5 protein-coding genes are annotated in these 22,984 nt (G+C 70.9%); all 5 read left to right on the forward strand.

Translation table 11 applies throughout. From position 1 onward, the window contains the following. Window positions 1-131 precede the first annotated feature (131 nt). The 5 genes from ACIRQY_RS17830 to ACIRQY_RS17850 all read left to right on the forward strand — a co-directional run bounded on the left by ACIRQY_RS17830 (window position 132) and on the right by ACIRQY_RS17850 (window position 22,945). A complete protein-coding gene (locus ACIRQY_RS17830; protein ID WP_403926555.1) occupies window positions 132-581 on the forward strand; it encodes a hypothetical protein in 450 nt (149 codons plus the stop codon). Between the two features lie 37 nt (window positions 582-618). Continuing rightward, window positions 619-2,919 carry a hypothetical protein gene (locus tag ACIRQY_RS17835; protein WP_403926558.1) on the forward strand — a complete coding sequence of 767 codons (2,301 nt, stop codon included), beginning with the start codon at window positions 619-621 and terminating at the stop codon, window positions 2,917-2,919. Between the two features lie 47 nt (window positions 2,920-2,966). Next, a complete protein-coding gene (locus tag ACIRQY_RS17840) occupies window positions 2,967-3,530 on the forward strand; it encodes a YbaB/EbfC family nucleoid-associated protein (RefSeq protein ID WP_351793518.1) in 564 nt (187 codons plus the stop codon). After that, window positions 3,523-3,831, forward strand: a complete 309-nt coding sequence (locus ACIRQY_RS17845) for a hypothetical protein (protein WP_351793521.1) — start codon at window positions 3,523-3,525, stop codon at window positions 3,829-3,831. Before ACIRQY_RS17840 ends, ACIRQY_RS17845 begins: the two co-directional genes overlap by 8 nt. Window positions 3,832-4,177: 346 nt before the next feature. Continuing rightward, window positions 4,178-22,945 (forward strand): hypothetical protein, encoded by an 18,768-nt coding sequence (locus ACIRQY_RS17850; RefSeq protein ID WP_403926562.1) that lies wholly within the window; start codon window positions 4,178-4,180, stop codon window positions 22,943-22,945. Window positions 22,946-22,984: the final 39 nt, after the last annotated feature.

Genomic DNA, 22,984 nt, shown 5'->3' on the forward strand with positions numbered 1-22,984 from the left:
GGAACCCGGCCCGCCGCCCCGCTCGGTGTGCCGGGTTCCGGCGTTCCCGGGCCGGTCTGAACCCCGGGGCGCGGGGCTTCCGTTCTCCGTGCCGGACCGCGTTCGGCACGGCTCAGGACAGGAGAGGCCCCATGGCGCCCAACAACTCGAACTCCGACGACACAGAGGACGACGGCAGTTCCACCACGGTCACGGAGGACGTCCTGCTCGCCAAGGCGAAGCAGTTCGAAGCACTGCTGACGGAGCTGACCACCGACACGGTCCTGCTGTCGCTGCCCGACTGGACGGCGAAGCAGTCCAACGGCGACTACGGCCTGATCCTGCCGGGCAACACGAAGGAGCTGAACAGCGCCGCCCGCGTCCAGGCCGGGTTCGCCGCGCTGAGCGCGCAGCTGGAGGGCTCGCTCGACAAGCTCCAGGCCATCGCCAAGAGCGGCAGCCTCAATCTGCGGAGCGTGAAGGAGATCCTCGGCGACGCCGCCGGGGACTCCGTCGACGTGACCGAGATGTGGGAGATCCTCGGCATGATCCAGCGCGACGGCCAGCAGTCCAGCGGCGCCGGTTCCGCGCCCGCGAAGTAGTTCCGTCCATCATCTGACAGAGGAGTTCGGCGCGACCATGGCGGACAAGAAGTGGACCTGGGAGAACGGCCTCAAGGTCTTCATGGACACCACCGGGGCCCTGACGACCCGGGAGGCGGTGGCCGGAGGGGGCTCTCAGGACTGGTCCGACTTCGGTACCTTCCGCATCGAGAAGAACGTCCCCCTGTCCAAGAACTACGACACGATCTTCGACTTCTACTGGGACTTCACCACCACCTACGGCACCAGCAGCTCCCGGTTCGTGGTGGGGTTCAGCGCCAACTGGAAGGGCTACTTCGACGAGCCCAAGTCTCCGTACAACCTCTTCCTCAACGAGCCGTACAAGGGGCTGGGGCCCTTGGTGCGGGGGAACTCGACCGCGAAGACGGACATCGTCAACTACTTCACGTTCGAGAACGCGAAGACCCAGCTGGACGGTGTCGTCAAGTGGCTGGAGGAGTGGATCCCGCTCATCAAGGACTGGGGCGACGACCTGGACTCCGAGGGGAGCGAGTGGCGGGGCAGCGCCGCGGGCTCGTTCAAGAAGTTCGTCGACGTCATCCACATGGAGATGAACAAGGTCAGGCTGGACATCACCACACCGAACAACATCGTCACCCTGCTGGACACGGCCAAGACCACGCTCGACGCCTCCTCCTGGGGGATGTACAGGGGGTTCGAGGCCTGGCGGCAGGGAAAGGGCGGCGGGCCGGAGACCACGACGACCGTCAACGGGGTGCTGCTGCTGCGCGAGGCGTTCAACGCCCTGATGCGGGGCTCGCAGCTGGAGGTCGAGTGGACGTCGATCACGGCCTCGTACGCGAACGGCTACACGACCAGTTACAGCGCGGCCTTCAAGCACATCACCGACAACACCGGGAAGGACGTCAGTCCCCCGGAGTGGGTCCGGGCGGTCGAGCGGACGGCGAAGGACAACTGGCTGAAGTCGCTCGACAGTCTCGACACCGTCGCGACGACCCACCTCAGCGCTCTGGACAACGCCTACCTCCCCCTCGCGTCCGCCCTTGAGGAGGGCGTCTACCAGCCGAACTTCACCCTGCCGACCGGTGCGGGCGGCGGCCCCGGGGGGCCCGGGACCGGCGGTCCCGGCGGCGGCGGCCCCGGGGGCGGTCCCGGCATCGACGGCCCTCCGGACGGCATCGGCGGGAGCGGCGAGGGCGGTCCCGGGGGCAGCGCGGGGGGCGGTCCCGGAGGCGGGATCAAGGTCCCGGACGTGACCGGCGGCAAGGAGGGCGGCACGGGCGGCAAGGGTCCCGGCGGTCTCCCGGGCGGCCCCAATCCCCCGATCACGTTCCCCGGCAGCTCGACCGGCTCGGAGGGGAAGGGACCGGGCACGGGCACGGGCGGCGGCAACGTCCCGCTGCTCGACAAGAACGGCAAGCCCGTCATCGGCGCGGACGGCAGGCCGGTCATGGTGCCGCCGGGTTCCCGCATCGGCAAGGACGGCAAGGTCTACGACTCCAAGGGCAATCCGGTCCTGGGCACGGGCGGCAAGCAGATCGTCGCCCCGCCCGGCGGAAAGGTGGGGACGCCCCAGCAGCCGGGCCGCGACGACACCCAGACCGGTGGAACGCCGGGCGCCGGATACGACCGGATCCGGCTGCCCGAGGGGGCGAAGATCCTCGCCGACGGCAGCATCGTCGACGCCAAGGGCAAGCCGCTGCTCGACTCCAACGGCAACCCCTATGTGCTGCCCAAGGGGGCCGTCCTCAAGGACGGCGTCGTCGTCGACGCGAGCGGCAACCCGATCAGCCGCAGCCACCAGCTGCTCACCAACGCCGAGCACGCCCTCTCCACCCGTCCCGAGCAGAAGAACCCCACCATCGGCGGCGGGAAGGGCGGGGACGGGCTCGGGGCCGGTTCCGGCGGCAGCGGCGGCGGCCGCAAGTTCGATCTGAACAACCTCGGTTCGAACGGTGCCGGTCACGGTGGCGGCGGCGGGCCGAAGAGCGTGACCTCGGTGGTCGGCGGCACGGGCGGGATCGGCGAGCGGGTCGCCCGGATGCTCGGCGGCGGGGACGGCCCACCGGCCACCGCGTCCGTGTCCTCCGACGGCCGGCAGTCGGGCGGCGGTACGGGCGGGGGCACCGGCACCGGTGCGGGAGGCGGCGCAGGAGGCGGTACGGGAGGCGGTACGGGCACGGGTGGCGGCCCGGGGACCTCACAGCCCCCGATGATGCCGCCGATGAGCCCCGGCGCTGCGGGCGGCGGTCAGCCCAATCAGGGCCAGGACCGGCAGCGCACCACGTGGCTCACCGAGGACGAGGACACCTGGGGCACCGACACCGGATCCGTCAGCGGGGTCATCGGCCGCTGACACCGCCCACGACGCCCCTCCCACTCCCCTTCACGAAAGGCGGCCCCATGGCCATCGACTTCGAGAGCATCCTCAAGGACGCGATGTCGGCCCTGCACGACCAGCGGGACAAGATGCTCGCGGCCAAGAGCGAACTGGACGCGGCGACCGCGTCCGCCACCTCCAAGAACCACATGGTGTCGGTGACGGTCGGCCCCCAGGGCCAGGTGATCTCGATGACCTTCCACACCAAGGCGTACCAGTCGATGGCACCGGCCGAGCTGGCCGCCGTCCTCGTCACCGTCCTCAACGAGGCACGGGCCAGGATGGGCAGCCAGGTCATCGAACGCATCAAGGGCTTCGAGGACTTCAGCGGACACCTGCGCAGTGTGACCGGGCTCGTCGGCACGCCCGTCGAGATGGACGAACTGCTCAAGCCGCTGCGGTCGATGGCCCCGTCCTTCGGTCTGGAGGAGTCCCTGGAGGAGGCGAAGGCGGCCCGGCAGGAGGAGTTCGCGGCCGAGGAACCGGCGTCTCGCCGCCCCTCCGAACAGCAGTCGAAGCAGGACGACTTCGCCACCGAGTCCGAGAGCCGTATCCCCACCGGGAAGCAGGAGGAGTTCAGTGGCTGACGACCTGAAGGTCCTGAGCGACCTCAAGAGCAAGTTCGCCCACTACGAGGACTACCAGCGCTGTCTCACGGATCTCAGCCGGGCGATCGTGGAGATCAACCGGATCAACAAGGAGTCCGCGGGCCAGGACGAGATCGGCACGACGTACCACCAGCAGGTCGACAAGCCCACCGAGAACCTGACGGAGACGCTCGCGTACATCAGCAAACGGCTGGGCGCGGTGACGGACGCCGGGAAGGAGACGTCCGACACGATGGCGAAGTCGGACGAGGAGGCCGGCTCCCAGGCGGACGGCTTCTGAGGCCGGTCGGCCCGCCGGGGGCCGCGCCCGAGGCGGGACGGGCCCCAGGGCCTGTCCGACCCTTCCCGTCGTCGCCCGCAGGGCGGCCGCGCGGCGTCAGGTGCGTGCTCTCGGCGTGCCGACCCCTGGCCCTCGTACGGGACCGTACGTGGGTCTGGGGCCGGTGCGGCGAGAGTGCGTGCATGGCGTCGTGAGGCAGGCGGGAATGGTCAGACGGGCCCCAGGGGGGCGGCTCCTTGGGCCGGTCGGGGCGGGGGACGGCGGGTGGGCCTTCCGCTGAACCGTGCGGACGGCTGTCCCCGTTCTTCCGGGCACAGCCGTCCGCCGATCAGAGGACCTCCACGTCATGGCCATCAACCCGCCTGAAGGGATCGCCGACTTCCTCGCCTTCGTGTCGGGCATGGAGTGGCCCGAGGCCGACGAGGACCTCATGCGGCGGGTGTCGGAGCACTACGGCTCCATCGCGCGGGACCTGGAGACGCTGTCCGGGTACGTGATCGAGCTCATCCCGATCGTCAAGAACGACTTCGACGGCGAGGCCGCCGACTCGTTCCTGGTCGCGATGAGGGACCTGACGGGCCAGACGGCGGGCGCGAACCAGCTGGAGCAGACGGCGGAGCTGTCCCGCCAGTTGTCCGAGGTGGCGCTGAAGGTCGCCAACCAGGTCGAGTACTCGAAGATCATGGCGATCCTCCAGCTCGTACAGCTGCTGGCCGAGATCCTGTTCGCCACCCTCTTCTCCGCCTTCACCTTCGGCGCGGTCTGGGGGCCCGTGTCGGCGCTGTTCGCGGCGACCCGCGAGGGCCTCCATCAGCTCTTCCGCTGGCTGCTCCAGACGATCCTCAGCCAGACCTTCATCGGCATCATGGGCGGCATCTTCCAGGACACGGTGATCCAGCTCTACCAGCTCAACGCGGGCCACATCACGACCTGGAACACGGAGTCGCTGATCGACTCCATCAAGCAGGGCGCGCTGAGCGGTCTGGTCGCCGGTCCGCTGGAGATCCTCTCGCACTACGGCGGCAACCTGCTCGGCCGGCTCCTCGGCGGCAAGACCCCCGGCTCGATCATCAGCAAGCGGGTCGACGACGTACTGAACAAGATCGACGACAAGCTGGACGACATCACGCCGAACCCGAAGCCCGACGTCCCGACGGGGGCGGCGGGCGGCGCGGGCGCGAAGTCGAAGCTGGACGACCTCGCGTCCAAGACGGACAAGGACCTGCCGCCGATCCCGCCCAACAAGGCGCCCGACGTGACGCCTCCCCCGGTCCCGCCGAAGACCGTCGGCGACGGCATCGTGCCCCCGCCCGCCACCGGCAAGCCGAAGGCGGAGACTCCGGGCGGCGCCCCGGCCAAGGACAAGCCGAACACGCCCGCCACGGGAACGCCGGGGGCTCCCGCCACGGGCAAGGGAGACATCCCCACCAAGGGGAAGGGCGACGTACCCACCACGGGCAAGGGCGACGTTCCGGCTACGGGCAAGGGCGACGTACCCACCACAGGGAAGGGGGATGTCCCCGCCACCGGCAAGCCCGACGTTCCGGCCACGGGCAAGGGTGACGTACCCACCACCGGCAAGGGCGATGTCCCCGCCACCGGAAAGACGGACACGCCCTCCACCGACAAGCCCGATGTTCCGGCCGCGAACAAGACGGAGACCGTCGGCGGCAACGAGGCACCCGGCGCGGGCAAGGCCGCCGCCGGGGACGCGCCGACGGCGGGGACGTCCGGCAAGACCCCTGACGCCTCGACGGCCGGCCGGGCGGCGGGCGACGCCGGGACACCACTGGACGACCTCCTCGCCACCAAGGAGGCGCGATCGGCCTTCGCCAAGGACGTCGGCGAACTCCTCGGTGGTGTCAGCCGCAACCTGGAGACCGGGTTCATGCGGCTCGGCGAGGGCACCATCGCGGAGTCGTTCTCCAAGAAGATGGGCGACGTCTTCTCCGAGCACCTCGGGAAGGAGGGCGCCAGGGAGGCGGGCGAGGCGTTCGGCGAGATGCTGACCCGCAAGTGGGTCCGTCTCGGCGCGGACCACACCGAGCTGCCCGAACTCCTCACCAAGGCGATGGGGGACTTCGGCCAGCTCGCGCCGCTCAAGAACCTCGCCGACTCGATGCCGAACCTGTTCAACCGCTCCGAGCACAGCAACGCGCTGGCCCGTGTCTTCAAGCAGGAGAACCCGCTCCAGGGCAGCCCGATGTACCAGCTCGGCGGCGCCGTCGCGTCCCTCCTCAACGAGGGCACGAACGAAATGCTGAGCGAGGGCTTCTACAACCTGATCTTCGGGGACGGCACGTTCACGGTCAGCGGCGGCCCGTTCGCGGCGGGCGTGGCCATGGGCGCGCTGAGCCACGGCCTGCACCGGGCGTTCGAGCCGATCATGGTCAGGTACCAGAACTGGGTCCTCAGCCACCAGCACGCCGAGAACCCGCACGACAGCAAGTACTTCGGGCTGCTGCACCCCATCAACATCGCCTCGTTCGTGGCGAACATGACGGGCAACCCGGCACCCTGGCCGGTCCCCCGCCCCACGTCCGAGGCGCAACAGGACCCGAGCTTCACCCGTGACATGAAGGACATGGTGAAGTGGGTCTTCTCCAACCCCATCACCGGCACGCCCTTCTTCGCCGACCTGCCCCAGCGGCCGGACGTCACGGTCGAGAGCGACGGTGACGGCGCCTTCGCTCCGCTCGACCTGGATCTGGGCCCCTCGTTCGGCGACGAGATCGCCAAGGACCCGCTGTTCCGGACCGAGTCGGACGGTGACACCTCCACGGACGACGGCGGAAGGAAGGAGAGCGAGGAGGGTTCGGACACCCCCGGCGCGCCCTCGCAGGCCACCGTCTCGTCGGACCTGCCCTCCCTGCTGGGCAGCGACACGGACGGCCCGGCCCCGAACCTGACGGACCAGGACCGGGCCACGGCCCGCCCCGTGACCCAGAGCGACGGCGACCGGTTCACCACGCCCGTACAGCAGGAGAACGGTTCCCCGGCGCGTACGGAGGCGCAGGCCGAGGCGACGACGGTCCCCAGGCCCCACCCGCTTCAGGCCGAGATGGACAGGGCCGCCGCCGAGGGGCTCGACTACCTCATCCCCTACGACGGCGCCGACGACGACACCGCGGTCCCCGACAACACCACAGCGCCCGTCCACACCACCGACTCCACCATGTCCACCGACTCCACGACCACGGTCGGTGACGACGGCGGCAGCCACCACACCGACGGTGATCAGGGGGGCGACGACGGCACCACTCCGCCGCCCGACGCACCGGTCCGGGACATCCCGGCCGGGATCGCCGTAGGCGTCCTCTCCCCCGCCCAGACCACCGCCCTCCAGTCGATCCCCCAGCGCCCCGGCGTCTTCGTCGTCGGTATGCACACCGACCCGAACACCCCGCACGACCCGGACGCCGTCCTCAAGGCCCTCACCGAAGCCCACGACGACGGCCGACTCGACGGCATCACCGAGATCCAGTTCACCGCCTGCGGCCTCGCCTCACCCGTCCACGAGAACACCGTCAAGACCGTCATGAGCGGCCTGTGGAAGCACCGCGCCACGACGGGCCCCACCACCCCCGACCCGCTCACCGCCCGCGCCGCCGACGCCCCCGTCTGGTACGTGCCCACCACCGGCGGCGACACGACCGGCGGCCACCTCCTCACCGCCCAGCACATCGGACTCACCCCCGACGGCAAGATCGCCGTCGTCGACGAAGGCACCTGGCACGTCTACGGCGACAGCGGCGGCCCGGACCACACACCCGTCCGCACCACCCCCGAAGCCGACGCCCTTCCCGACGACGCGGTCCGCTTCCTCTTCCGTACGCCCGCGATCGACGCGGAACACCCCGACGCGGTCAAGTTCGGCCCCGACAACGGCCTCCCGGACCCACTGACCCGGCACCTGCCACGCGAGCGATGGGCGGCCCTGCTGTCCGATCCCACGACGACGGCGGATCTGCTCGCCGAGGTGACGGACACCCCACGCTCCCCGGACGGCCCCTGGCACACGATGGACGCGGAGGCGTACCAGGAGCTGCGAAAGCGGCTCGGTGTGAAGGAGGGGGACGGCCCCTCGGCCGACGCCGTCGAGGAAGCCTTCTCGTCCTACTCGCCCGACCCCGCCGACGACGCCGCCACCCGCCTGGAAGCCGTCGTGACCCTGGTACGGGACCTCCACGCCGACGCCGACGAGGGGCCGCTGACACCGGACGTCCAGATCCTGCTGCAACGCCTGCTCCAGGACCAGGGCTTCCCCCCTGCCCGACTGCCCGACGCCGCCCGCACCACCACGTTCTGGACGAAGAACAAGCCGGGCTTCCTGACGGCCGAGCTGACCCTCGGCATGGCCGACGCCACGAACACCGGGAACACCCTGCTCACCGGCGAACTGACGGTCTCCCCGGCGCCGACGCCGTCCGACGACGCCCTGTCAGGACTGCTCCAGGACCCGGACGGGAACCAGAAGGCCCTGCTCCGGGAGCTGCTGGACGGCGCACACCACCCAGAGAGTCCCTGGCACACCCTGGACGCCGGAACGTACCTCGCCCTGCGGTCCCGGGTCGAGGGAGGCTCACCCGAGGATCCCAGCCCGGAGGTGCGGCAGAGCCTCGACCGCGTCCTGCGCGAGTACGGGGAGGCCGTGCGCGCGGCCACCACCCGCGTGGATCAGCTGAGGGCCGTGGCCGACACGGTCCTGAAGCTGCACGCGACCGCCGGCCTCGCCGGGACGCCGGAGGCCGCGCTGACCGCCCACTCCCGGTTCCTGGTACCCCGGATGCTCCTGGACCTCGGCATCACACCCGCCCCTCTGCCGGACAAGCTCCACGCCGAGACCTCGTGGCAGCCACCCAAGAGGCCTCCGATGAGGGCCGCTCGGATCATGACCTTCGCGACCTCGGTCGCCGGCTCCGTCATGGACGCCCACCCCTCCTGGTCCCGCCCCCTCACCTCGACCCCTGAGGTCGGCACCACACCCGGCATCCCACCGTCGGACGGCCGGACGACCGACACCGGCCTCCCCTCTGCCTCCGACGCGCCCGCCGCCCCCACTCCACAGGACGGCTCCGCTCCCGACGGGAACGAGGCTCCCGAGCCGAAGGACTGGCGGGAGGAGCTGGACGCCCTCGGCACCCGTACGAAGGAGGAGACCGCCGCGTATCTGGTGCTCCCGGAGCCGCCGCTCGGGCTGGTGGGCCGGGCGGACCGGCTCCTGCGCACCGACGACCGTCCGTACACCACCCTCACCAAGGACCTCCCCACCGGTGCGGAACACTGGCTGACCGTACGGGTCCCCGCCGGGCACGGCATCGACACCGGAGACGGACGCATCCTGGTCGGCAAGGACCGGACGGCGACCGTGACGCTCACCGGCCCGGACGAGGCGATCGGCTCCGTCCGGGCTCTCGAAAAGGGGCTACGACCGCCGAACAGTCCCGAAGACGCCCTTCCGCTCTCCGTACTGAGCCGTGTCGGGCAGGCGCTGCACGTCAACCCCGGCGACGACGAGCACCACACCGCTGTACGGACCGCCGTCCGTACGGCGTACGCGGAGGCGTCACGCGACGCCGAGCGGGCCCTCGGCGAGTACCTCACCCGCCGGGAGGATGTCCAGAAGCAGGTCCAGGCGCTGGTCACGGCAGCCTGGGACAGGCTGTCGGACGAAGAACGCCGCAAGCTCGGCAGCGCGGAGAACGGTGGCAGCGGGTCCGTCGGCAACGACCTCGGAACACTGCGGGACGTGGTCGAGAACGGGAACATCCGCGAGCAGATGCACCTGCTCGTGACCGGGGTCCACGGTCCGCTCGGGAAGCAGTTGATGCCGAGAAAGCCCGAGCCTCGGATCCTCACGCGTGAGCGGAGCGCACAGGGCACACCGGAGCACCAGACGATCCAGCAGGCAACCGACGTCGTCCGGGACATCAGGCGGGAACAGGAACGGTTGCGGAAGGACGAGGCGGCCAACCCCGACCTGGAGGCGCTGGTGCGCGCGGCGGAACGCCACAGGCGCACCGAGCTGCGTCCCGAGGACACCGTTCCGCCGCTCAGTGAGCGCGAGCGGGCACACGTCCTGGAGGACGGACGCCTGACGTGGGAGCCGGGCGAGCGGCACCGGCAGATCGCGCTGCGCACCGAGAGCCAGGTGACGGCCGAGGCGACCGGCGGTCTGATGAGCGCGGGCACCTCCAACACGACGTACTTCACCCTCACCGTCGTCCACGCCATGGCCCAGAAGTGGAAGATCCCCGTCGACTTCCAGCTCGTACGGCTCGCCCTCATGGCGGACATGCTCCCGATCGGGCACCACACCTTCCACGAGGTCATGACGGCCTCCGAGGCGTTCGAGAAGGACGTACTGGCCAGGCAGAAACAGCCCGCCGGTGCCCCGCCGTACACCGACGTCCTGTCGTACACCGACGACTGGGGACGCTTCCGCTCCCTCGCACCGCTCACCGAGAACACCCTGCGCGAAGCCATGCCCGGCGGCCGGTTCCCCGACGAGACCGCCCTCGGACTCGAAGCCCACGAACGGACCACGAACACGCCTTCCCCTCCCTCACCGGACGCGACCGGCTCTCCCTCGCGGATGCGGCGCACTCTCCGCGCGCTGCCCGGCGACGACCTGAAGGCGCTCCTGGACAGGACGCCCGGTCTCACCGACCGTACGGCCGGACTGCTGCGGGAGGCGCTCGGCGACGGCTCGAACACCAGCCGCGACTGGCGGCGGTTCGACGCGGACTCCTTCCTGGACCTGCGTCAACGGTTCACCCGGCCGGACGACGCCGTCCAGGACCCGCAGACGGGCGTGTGGGACGAGCTCGACTCCCTCATGGAACGCTGGTACGCGGACCCCTCGCAGCCCCCAGATGTCCCGGTCGCCCCGGAACCCGACCCCCTCGACTCCGCCTTCGACGCCTACTACACCGCCCTGGCAGGTGACCCGGGTGACCGGAGCCGTCTGACGGCCCTGGCCGACCTCCTCGTGGATATCCGGAAGACCGAGAGCCTCCAGGCGTCGGACCCCGATGTCTCCGCCGCCCTCGGGGTGGTGACCCAGCGGCTCCTCGTGGACCAGGGCTATCCGCCCGCGCTGTGGGGTACGGACATCGGTTCCCCGGACTTCTGGCCGGGCGACACGCCCGGGCTGGTACAGAAGCTGGAGACGGCCATCGGCGACTTCACCCGCGCCCAGCGGGTGCGGCAGACCCCTTCGGGCATCGCCGTCGGTCCCATGAACCCCGCCCAGTCCAGGGCGCTCAACTCCCTGCCGCCGAGCCCCGGCGTCTTCACCGTGGGCACGCACACCGACCCGGGCGCCCCGCACGACCCGGACGTCCTCCTCAAGGCCCTCACCGACGCCCACGACCAGGGCAGGCTCACCGGGATCACCGAGATCCGCTTCACCGGCTGCGACCTCGCCACACCCCTCCACGACGCGACGGTGAAGACCGTCATGAGCGGGCTGTGGAAGCACCGCGCCACGACGGGCACCACCACTCCCGACCCGCTCACCGCCCGCGCCGCCGACGCCCCCGTCTGGTACGTACCCACCACCAGTGGCAACCCGGCGGACGGCCGCCTGCTCACCGCCCAGCACATCGGACTCACCCCCGACGGAAAGATCGCCGTCGTCGGCCAAGGCACCTGGCACGTCTACGGAGACAGCGGCAACCCCGACCACACCCCCGTCCGCACCACCCCCGACGCCGACACCCTCCCCGAGAACACGGTCCGCTTCCCCTCCCGCACGCCCGAGAACGACGCGGAACACCCCGACGCCGTCAAGTTCGGCCGGTTCGGACAATCACCGCCCGACAACGGCGAGGGGTCCAGCAGCAGTGCGCGTTCCCAGCCCCACCAGGCGCCGGAGCAGTCGCCGCCCGACAACGCCGAGGGATCCAACACCGGCGCGGTCCCCCACCCGCACCAGACGCCGGAGCAGACTCCGGTCCAGACCGCTCCCGGCGACAGTCCGCTCGCCACGGCCCGGGACGCCCGCATCGAGGACCTGGTCCGGATCCGGTACATGCAGGAGTCGGAGGCGTTCGAAAGGCGTCTCGCCGACCACCTGTTCGACCTGGCGCCGGTCCAGGAGATGGCGGCCTTCCTGGCCCGTGCGGTCGTGGGCACCTTCCGCGGCACACCGTTCTACGAGCATCTGAGCCAGCCCAGCAGATCCGTACCCGGCGCCGTGGGAACCAGGTCCAGCGAGTGGGAGCGGGTCGCGGCGTCCGGCAACGCGCGGGAGCGCATGACGCTGTTCTTCCAGGCCATCGCGTCCACGGCCCTCCCCACCCTCGTCGGATTCCCCGCCGACTACCCGCGCTCCCTGCACCAAGAGCGTCTGCAACGGGAGAACAACCCCGACTCCGAGGAGTACAAAACCCTGGACGCGTTCCGCCAGCAGCTGGGTCCCACCCGGTGGAACTCCCCCGAACACGCGCGGGCCAACGAGAGGTGGCGCGCCCTGGACTCCGTCCTGCGGCCCTTCCGGGCCGTCGAGGTCCACCCGCCCCTGAGCGCGACCGAGGAGCGCAGGGCCGTGAACAGCCGGGGCCGGATGATCTGGAACCCCGGCGGAGCCAGCCTGCGGATCCGGATGGATCAGATGTACCAGCAGGCCGCCGAACAGGCGGGCCGACTGGTCAGGTCGGGCACCTCGGGCTCGGGCTTCTATTTCCACCGTTACGCCGAGATGCTGGCGGGACGGCTGAACATCCGGATCGACCACAGGGATCTACGGCTCGCGGTCATCGCCGCCTTCGTCAGCGAGGGGCACCACACCCTGCCCGAGGTGCTGGCGGCTTCCTCCCTGTTCGCCGAGGAGTACCTGGCGGCCGTTCCCCGGCAGGAGGGCCAGCCCCCACGGCCGGACGTCCAGGCCCTCCTCCAGCCGGTCGGTGATCCCACTCCTGCGTGGGACCGCTACAGCGTCCTTCCGCCGCTGTCCCCGGACCATCTGCGCAGAGAGGTTGCGCGCGACGGCCTCTTCCCCCACGAGCACGCCGAGAACCTCCGGCGGGAACTGGAGGAACGGCGCGGGCCGGACCCGCAGGCCACCGAGGACACGGACAGCGACAGCGGCAGCGACGTGAGCTACGAGACGGACACCGCCAGCGACGAGAGTTACGAAACGGACAGCGACGGCACGGAGGACGACAGCGACGACAGCGACGACGAAGGAACCTCCCACGGCGGTGACGTCCTCGGGAAGGGCACGTCCCGGCGCGACGACAGCTCTCCCCACGTCCCCGAGGACTCCCCCCACTCCTTGCCGGGACAGTTGCGGCCCGAGGAGGTCTCCCCGGCGGACCTGCCGGTCACGGCGGACCGGTGGTCGGCGTGGCAGTGGACGCCGGGCCGCCAGGACGTGCCGCCGCCCGCCCGGATCCGTACCGAACGCTTCGACCCGGCGGCCGACCCGGACGTCACGGGCCCGTTCCCGGGCACGGCGGACCGGCGGAACGAGGACGGGACGCTCGCGGGCCACCGCACCCGCATCAGCGCGGACGTCCAGCGTTTCGTCGTGCCTCCGGGCGGGGACGGCGCACCGGGCGGCACCGTGCGTCTGGTGCGCGTCACCCTTCCGGTGGCGGTCGACGGTTCCTGGTCGGCGGCCGACGTCACCGCGCTGGGAGAACGACTCCAGGGGCTCCTCGACAGCCGTGTGAACCTGGGCTTCCGGCTGCCCCGTGGCGGTGACCAGCTCCATATGGAGGTGGTGCTCGATCCCCGGCCCGTGCCCCTGGACGGCACCCCGGGCGAGGACTGGATCACCGTGAGCCGGGACGCCGGCCCCGGGAACAGGTCCGACCAACTGCACTTCCGGCTGCACTCCGACGACACGGATCCGGGCGTCAGGGGCCGCGACGACGCCATGCTGCTGCACGAGGTGCTGCACTACGCGGGCCTTCCCGACCGCTACCACGACGCCGAGACACTGTTCCGGCACACTCCCGACCGGGCCGACGCGTCCGGGGTCATGGCGACGGCCACGCTGCCCGACGGCACCCTGCCCCGGCGCTATCTGGAGGCCGTCGAAGACGTCACGGAGTCCGGCCCCGTCCTCCACGACAACCTCGGTCCCGGTACGTGGAGCGCACCGGAGTCCGTTCCCGTACGGGACATCCCGGCCGGGATCGCCGTCGGCGTCCTCTCCCCCGCGCAGACCTCCGCGCTCCGGGCGTTCCCGCCGAGCCCGGGTGTGTTCGTCGTCGGTATGCACACCGACCCGAACACTCCGCACGACCCGGACGCCGTCCTCAAGGCCCTCACCGAAGCCCACGACGACGGCCGACTCGACGGCATCACCGAGATACAGTTCACCGCCTGCGGCCTCGCCTCACCCGTCCACGAGAACACCGTCAAGACCGTCATGAGCGGCCTGTGGAAACACCGCTCGGATTCGGGCATCTCGACCACCCCCGACCCGCTCACCGCCCGCGCCGCCGACGCCCCCGTCTGGTACATACCCACCACCAGTGGCAACCCTGCGGACGGCCACCTCCTCACCGCCCAGCACATCGGACTCACCCCCGACGGCAAGATCGCCGTCGTCGGCCAAGGCACCTGGCACGTCTACGGAGACACCGGCGGCTCCGACCACACACCCGTCCGTACGACCCCCGACGCCGACGCCCTTCCCGACGACGCGGTCCGCTTCCTCTTCCGTACACCCGCGATCGACGCGGAACACCCCGACGCGGTCAAGTTCGGCCCCGACAACGGCCTCCCGGAACCACTGACCCGGCACGTACCGCGCGAGCGATGGGCGGCCCTGCTGTCCGACCCCGCGACAACGGGGGAACTGCTCACAGAGGTGACGGCGACCCGGCGCTCCCCCGGCGACCCCTGGCACACCATGGACGCGACGACATACGGGGAACTGCGGAAGAAGCTCGGGGTGGAGACCGACGGCCCCTCGGCCGACACCGTCGAGGAAGCCTTCTCGTCCTACTCGCCCGACCCCGCCGACGACGCCGCCACCCGCCTGGAAGCCGTCGTGAGCCTGGTACGGGACCTCCACGCCGACGCCGACGACGGGCCGCTGACACCAGACGCCCAGATCCTGCTGCAACGCCTGCTCCAGGACCAGGGCTTCCCCCCCGCCCGACTGCCCGACGCCGCCCGCACCACCACGTTCTGGACGAAGAACGAGCCCGGATTCCTCGCGGCCGAGCTGACCCTCGGCATCGCCGACGCCACAGAGGGCGGAAGCGCCTCCCTCACCGGGGAGATCTCCGTCGCTCCGGTGGCGACGCCGGTGTCCGACCAGTCCCTGTCGGAGCTGCTCCAGGACCCGGACGGCGGCCAAAAGACTCTGCTCCGGGAGCTGCTGGACGGCGCGCACCGCCCGGAGAGTTCCTGGCACACCCTGGACGCCACGACGTACCTCGCCCTGCGCACCCGGGTCGAGGGCGGCCCGCCCGACGAGCCCGGCAAGGAGGTGCGGGACACCCTCGACCAGGTCCTCAACACGTACAGGGCGAGCCTGGAGAAGGCCACTACCCGTGTCGATCAGCTGAAGGCCGTCGCCGAGGCCGTCCTGTCGCTGCACGCGACCGCCGGCGTCCCGGGGTCACCGGAGAACGCGCTCACCGCCCACTCCCGGTTCCTGGTCCCCCGGATGCTCCTGGACCTCGGCATCACACCCGTGCCCCTGCCCGACAAGCTCCACGCCAAGGCCGCCTGGCAGACGCCCAAGATGCCCCGGATGCGGAACACCCGCGTCCTGAACTTCGCGACCTCCGTCGCCGACAGCATCATGAACGCCCACCCCTCCTGGTCCCGCCCGCTCACCTCCGCCCCCGCTGACGTCAGCACACCCGACGTCACGTCGTCGGGCGATCCGACGGCCGGTGGCGACACCCCCGACGCGTCGGCCGCCCCGGGCGCCCCCGCGCACCAGGACGGGGCCGCGCCCGCCGGGGACGGTGCTCCCGAGCCGAGGGACTGGCGGGAGGAGCTGAACGCCCTCGGTACCCGTACGAAGGAGGAGAGCACGGCTTATCTGGTGCTCCCGGAGTCCCCGGTCGGGCTGGTGGGCCGGGCGGACCGGCTCCTTCGCACGGACGACCGGCCGTACACCACTCTCACCAAGGACCTTCCGTCCGACACCGGACACTGGCTGGCCGTACGGGTCCCCGCCGGGCACGGCACCGACACCGGTGACGGACGCATCCTGGTCGGCAAGGACCGGATGGCAACGGCGACGCTCACCGGACCGGCCGATGCGATCAACTCCATCCAAGCCCTGGAACAGGGACTACGGCCCCCGGGCAGTTCGGAACAGCCCCTCCCGCTCGCCGTACTCAGCCGCGTCGGACAGGCCCTCCACGTCAACCCCGACCACGACGAGCACCACACCACCGTCCGGACCGCCGTCCGCGTGGCCTACGCGGAGGCATCACGCGACGCCGAACGGGCCCTCGGCGAACACCTCACCCAACGAGCAGACGTCCAGAACCAAGTACGGGCACTCGTGAAGGCCGCCTGGGACAACCTGTCGGACGTCGAACGGCTTGAGCTCGGCTCCAAGAGGAACTCCGGCAGCGGATCCGTCGGCAACGACCTCACGACACTGAAGGCGGTCGTCAACGACGGGAACATCCGCGAGCAGATGCACCTGCTCGTCAGCGGAGTCCACGGTCCCCTCATGAAGCGGCTGGGGCTGAAGAAGCCCGAACCGGAGATCCTCACGCGCGAGCGGAGCGCACAGGGCACGCCCGAGGACCAGCGGATCCAGCAGGACACCGACGTCGTCCGGGACATCAGGCGGGAACAGGAACGGTTGCGGAAGGACGAGGCGGCCAACCCCGGCCTGGAGGCGCTGGTGCGCGCGGCGGAACGCCACAGGCGCACCGAGCTGCGTCCCGAGGACGCCGTTCCGCCGCTCAGTGCGCGCGAGCGGGCACACGCCTTGGAGGACGGACGGCTGACGTGGGAGCCGGGCGAACGGCACCGGCAGATCGCGCTGCGCACCAAGAGTCAGGTGACGGCCGAGGCGACCGGTGGTCTGATGAGCGCGGGCACGTCCAACACGACGTACTTCGCGCTGACGGTCGTCCACGCCATGGCCCAGAAGTGGAAGGTCCCCGTCGACTACCAGCTGGTGCGGCTCGCGCTGATGGCGGACATGCTCCCGATCGGCCACCACACCTTCCACGAGGTCATGACGGCGTCCGAGGCGTTCGAACAGAACGTGCTGGCCGCCAGGCAGCCGCAGTCCGCAGGCACTCCGCCGTACGCCGACGTCCTGTCGTACACCGACGACTGGGGCAGGTTCCGCTCGCTCGCACCGCTGACCGAGGACGCGCTGCGGCAGGCCATGCCCGGCGGCAGATTCCCCGACGAGGTCGCCCTGGGGCTCGAAGCGGACGAGCGGACACCCCACGCCCTTTCCTCCCTGTCATCGGACCGGCGCAACCTCCGTGCCCTCCCCGACCCCGAGCTGAAGGCGCTCCTGGACGGGACACCCGGTCTGACCCTCCGTACGGCCGGGCTGCTGCGGGAGGCGCTCGGCGACGGCTCGCACACCAGCCGCGACTGGCGGCGGTTCGACGCCGACTCCTTCCTGGACCTGCACGAGCGCGCCACCCGGCCGGACGACGCACCCGGCGAACCGCAGAGGGGCGTGTGGGACGAACTCGACTCCATCATGGAGCGCTGGTACGGCATGGACCCGGACATCCCGGAGCCCGACCCCCTGCGGCAGAACCTGAACTCCTCCTTCGACGCCTACTACACCGCCCTGGCCGGTGACCCGGGTGACGGCACCCGCCTGACAGCCCTGGCCGGTCTGCTCCTGAAGCTCCGGGAGGGCGGGAACCTTCCGGCGGAGGGCGCGGACGTCTCCGCCGCCCTCGGGGTGGTGGCCCAGCGGCTCCTGGTGGACCAGGGCTATCCGCCCGCGCTGTGGGGTACGGACGTCGGTTCCCCGGACTTCTGGCCGAACGACGCCCCTTCGCTGGTACGGAAGCTGGAGGCGGCCATCGGCGACTTCACCCGGCTCCACCCGGTGCGGCAGACCCCCACCGGCATCGCCGTCGGCCCCATGAGCGCGGCCCAGTCCAGGGTGCTCGGTTCCCTGCCGCCGAGCCCCGGCGTCTTCGTCGTCGGCACGCACACCGACCCGGACACCCCGCACGACCCCAGCGTCCTCCTCAAGGCCCTCACCGACGCCCATGACCAGGGCAGGCTCACCGGGATCACCGAGATCCGCTTCACCGGCTGCGACCTGGCCACCCCGCTCCACGAGAACACCGTCAGGACCGTCATGAGCGGCCTGTGGAAGCACCGTGCCGAGACCGGCACGGACACGGGTCCCCTCACCGCGCTCGCCGCCGACGCCCCCGTCTGGCACGTGCCCGGGGGCGACGGGCTGTTCACGGCCCGACGGGTGGGTGTGACCGCCGACGGAAAGGTCACCGTCTTCGGCGACGGCGCCGACTGGCACCGCTACAGCGACACCGGGGCGCCCGACCACACCGCCGAGAGCGTCCCCGTCGGGGACGACGGGGCGCCCGCCGACGCCGTGCGGACCACGCGCGGCGACGACCCCGCGTACGAGGACGCGGTCCGGTTCGGCGACGAGGACAGCGGTGACGAAGCGGCCTCGATCAGCATGACGGTGGACGGTCTGACGGTCCCCGCGCAACGGACCGTCGAGTTCCGCAAGGGGGAGAAGACCCTCACCGAGGAGGGCCGAAGGGCGCTCCAGGACCTCGCGATGGAGCTCTTCCCCGAACTGGCACGTCGTGCCGACGACCCTTCGCTGGGCGAGCTGCGGATCCATGTCAGCGCGGGCGGCAACAACCTGCTGCCCGGAGCCGCGAAGGCGGTCGGGGAGGAGCGTGCCCTGGCCGTGTCGGGCGCGCTGGCGACCGAGATCAGGAAGCTGGCGTTCGGCCTGGGGCTGCCGGACGCGAACGCCATGGCGCTGTTCACCCCCGTCTCACGCGGCCGTGACACCTCGGGACTGGACACGGCGCACGACACGCACAAGTCGGACCTGCGCCGCCGGGCCACGGTCTCCTCGTCGATCCAGAACCCCGGCACGCCCGACGCGCAGCCCGTCATACGGTCCCTGCGCACGCACTCCGCCGTGGTGGACCTGTTCCGGCGCCTGGCGGACCCCGGGAACACCTACCGCGCTCCGCTGTCCCTCGACGATCTGACCGGTTCGCGGATCTACCGGAAGGACACACCGGACATGCCGGAGGACCACAACCTGGTCTTCCGCGTGGAGTCTCCGGAGCACGACACGGGCACCCAGCGGCCGCTGCACGAGAACCTGGTGAGCTTCCCGCTCGGCACGCAGGTCCGCGTGGTCTCGTTCGACCGGATGGACTCCGGCCGCTACCTGGTGTCCCTGCGCGAGGTGGGCCCCCACGACACGCAGGGGCCGCACGAGAGGCCTCGGGAGCCGGTCATCGGCATCCCCGACGTCAGCTACCCGGGGCCCAACCGTCCCTTCGACTCCACGCTGACCCACGACAAGGGAGAGAAGGACAACTCCCCTGCGAAGAACAAGGGCAAGGGCAGGAAGGACGAGAGCGAGGAGGCGGGCGACAAGCAGGGCGAGGGTGAGCAGGCGGTCCAGAACACGGGCCACTACAAGTTCCGCAGGCCGCTCTACATCCACCGAGGAGAGGTGGAGGTGGAGATGACGCGGGAGGGGCCGCACGTCCGCTTCTACACGGTGGTCACCAACCAGACGGACCTGAGGATCGACCGGGCCGCGGGGACGGTCTCGTCGGACCAGTTCAAGGACATCCAGCAGGACCCGGTCACCGGCAAGGTCCTCCTGGCCACCGGTCCGACCATGGAGGGCACGATGTGGACGGGCATCGGCACCCCCGCGCGGGCCATCGCCTGGTCCATGAAGTACAAGGCGGAGAAGGACGTGCCCGAACAGCACAGACCGCTCATCCGCTCGTACCTGGTTCCGCTGAGCGTCTACCAGCGGATCACCACGACCTCCGTGCCGGAGGGCGACGCCCACGCGCTCGGCGACCCCTACCGGGGCAGCGACTCGCTCGACCCCCGGAAACTGCGCGATCCCGTCGACCCGTTGGTCTCCCCCGAGAACATGAACGAAGGGGAGGACGCCTATCGGAGGAGGTGGGAGGCCCAGGAGAAGGGTTCCGCCCCCGCGCCGATCCCCGGACCCGAGCCGCTGTCGGACCGGACCGTCAACACGGACCAGCCCGGCGAACGCAACCAGTTCGGCATCCGGGGCGAGCACCTCGAGCTGCTGCGCGCGAGCATCGTGCCCGGCTCCCTGGTCACGTACTACGAGGACGAGTCCCACCTCAGTCCGGAGTCCCCGGACCCGTCGCAGTCCCCAGAGTCTCCGGAGCCGACGTACCGCAAGAACGGCGACGCGGTCCACGTCGACGAGTTGCGCGGGCGTCTGGGCATTCCCGGCGTCGGGGACCCGGCGTTGAACTCCTCGTACAACCCGTGGGTCCAGAACCGGAAGCACGTCAACAGCCCCGAGAAGCTGCGGTCGATCTCCACCGCTCTGCGGCAGCACCACACGACGTGGCAGCACTCCCGCCAGCGGCGGGCCGACCGGATGCCGAGCCTGCTCCTGGACCACGACACGGCCGTGATGCCGTACCAGGTCCGTCTCAAGAACCTTGAGAAGTTCCTCAAGGAACACGAGCGTGTCCTGCCCGAAACGGTCAACCGACTGGTCGCCGCTGAGGCCCTCCTCGACCGGCCCGACTCCGACGACATGCCCCCCGACGAGCGGAAGGCCAAGGAGGACCTCGACGACTTCATGCGGAAGACCGTCCTGAACTGGGCCTCCCACGCCGAGATCGGCTATCTGCTCGCGCTCCAGCACAAGGAGGTGAAGGCCGACCGGAACCTCACCGACGCGCCGCTGGCGCACGACTTCGACGAGATGCGGCTGCGGCACAAGGAGGACGTCCGGCTCCAGATCCAGGTGGGCGAGGACCTCACCCGGATGTGGAAGGCGGGCGAGCCGACGTACCAGCTGCTGAACCGCCTGATCCGGGACTACCCCGAACTCTCCTACCTGTACGCGGAGATCTGCGCACCGACCGAGAAGTACACCTTCTTCCATCACGCGCAGATGGTCCTGGGCCAGTACCTCAAGCTCGCCCACCCCGACCGGGACGACCCCCGGCGCGTGGTGCTCGTGGACTCGATCGTCAAGGCGATCCTCTTCCACGACATCGAGAAGGCGAACTCGAAGGAGATGTACGGGGGCAAGAAGGATCCGGACGAGGAGCAGGACCAGGAGCCGGAACAGAAGAAGGTCGCGAAGAAGCCCGAGCAGCACGATCACGAGTCCGAGCACATCGGGGCCGTCGACGTCATGAGCCGGTACCGGTACCTGTGGGGCGACGTGGACGGGAACGAGGAGCACGCGGGCGCGTACGCGGCGGCCGTCCGGATGGTCGACTCCGACCCCTTCGGGTTCTACTACCGGGACGGCCACTCCGACGACAAGGCCAAGAACCTCGACGCGACGTTCCACTGGGTCGTCTCGATGTACCTGGACCTCCGGGGCAGGCGCCTGATGACGTCCGACGGCACCACGCGCGCACTGGCCGTACTGGACACCGCCGACACCGACGGCATCCGGCGGCTGTTCCACGAGTTCCACCAGTACTACCAGGCGGACTTCTCCTCCTACACGGTCCACAGCAGCTACCACGACTACGGGGACCCGGAGCGCAGGCGCCGGGCGATCCTGAGCGGGGAGGACCCGAACGTGTCCGGGGTCGTACCCGGCTCCGCCCCCGAGAGGAAGAACGGCAGGAAGACGTTCGACCAGTACTTCCTCCCCGTCGGCGACGAGGGGGCCTCGGCATCGGGGAACCCGTACGGCACCGGCCCCGAGGTGGTCTCGACTCCCTCCGTGGGAGGCAGGCCCTCGCTGCGGTTCGCCTTCACCGATCACCGGGACTACCAGGCGAAGTACGACGTCCTCGCGGCCCTCTTCAAGGACCACGACAGCGTCGTGACCTCCTTCGAGCGCATCGGCGGAGAACGGATGCGCACCCAGGCCCGGTCGCTCGGCGACACGGCCAACGCGCAGGTGGTGACCCCGGCGTCGCCGCCCGGGAACGGCGGCGGACCGTCGACGAGCACGGACGCGGACGACGACGTGTTCGGTGGCCTGTGGGGGGAGGAGGACGGAGACGGCGGCGAGCAGTCGACGGACACGGACGACGACATGCTCGGCGGCCTGTGGAACGAGGCGGGCGGGGACGATGTCACGTCCTTCGGCGGCGACGGAGGGCCCGCCCCCGGCCTGCGGATCACCGCGTACGAGACGGTGGGGACGGCGCCGGGGGCCCGCCGGACCGGGGAGGCGCGGGTGGAGCTGTTCGCGGAGGGCGCCGATCCGATCGCGCTCGCCCTCACCGGCGCGCCGAAGGACGCCGGTTCCTTCCCCGCGTACCGGCCCGTGCGGCCGGTGGGGACGGCCGAGGCACAGCCCGCGCTCCAGTTGTCCGACGACCGCCGGTTCGCGGTGCCGGACCAGCCGGGCGGGGCCCGGGAGTTCTACGCCACGGCGGACGCCGTCGCGGCGGCGCGGACCCGGCTGCTCCCCGCCGCCGGGACGCGGCTGGAGGTGGATCCGGAGTCGTCCGTCCGCTTCACTCTGGACGGTGTGGAGCACACCCTGCACCGGGTCACCGTGCGGGGCGGGGACCCCGGGACGGTTCCCCTGGTGCTCGCGGGTGATGCCGGGAGCCGCCACGTCACGCTCCAGGGTGACGTCCGGCCCGAGCTGCGGGACGCCGACATGCGGCGCGCCGTGGACGCGAACCTCGACCACTACGGGCCGGAGCTGCATGCGCTCGCGGAGACACTGGAGCGGGCGGATCCTGGGCGGACGGATCCCCGCACGGTGCTGGCGCGTGCCCTGGCCGATCTGCACCGGACGCGAGAGGAAGGAGCGGGACCCGCCGCCCTGGCGTGGGCCGAGGCGGAGGCCGTACGGGCCTTCAGGGACACCGTCGGTGACGAGTACGGGTCCCCGGAGGACGACTGGCAGGTGCGTCTGGCCGAGCCGACCGCTCCCGTCGAGCTGTCGGCCTCGGACTGGTCGGTGTTCTAGAACGTGATGCGGAAGGAGCACCGTCTGACCGGAGGGCGG

Source organism: Streptomyces sp. NPDC101490 (genome assembly GCF_044767145.1).
Lineage (GTDB): Bacteria > Actinomycetota > Actinomycetes > Streptomycetales > Streptomycetaceae > Streptomyces.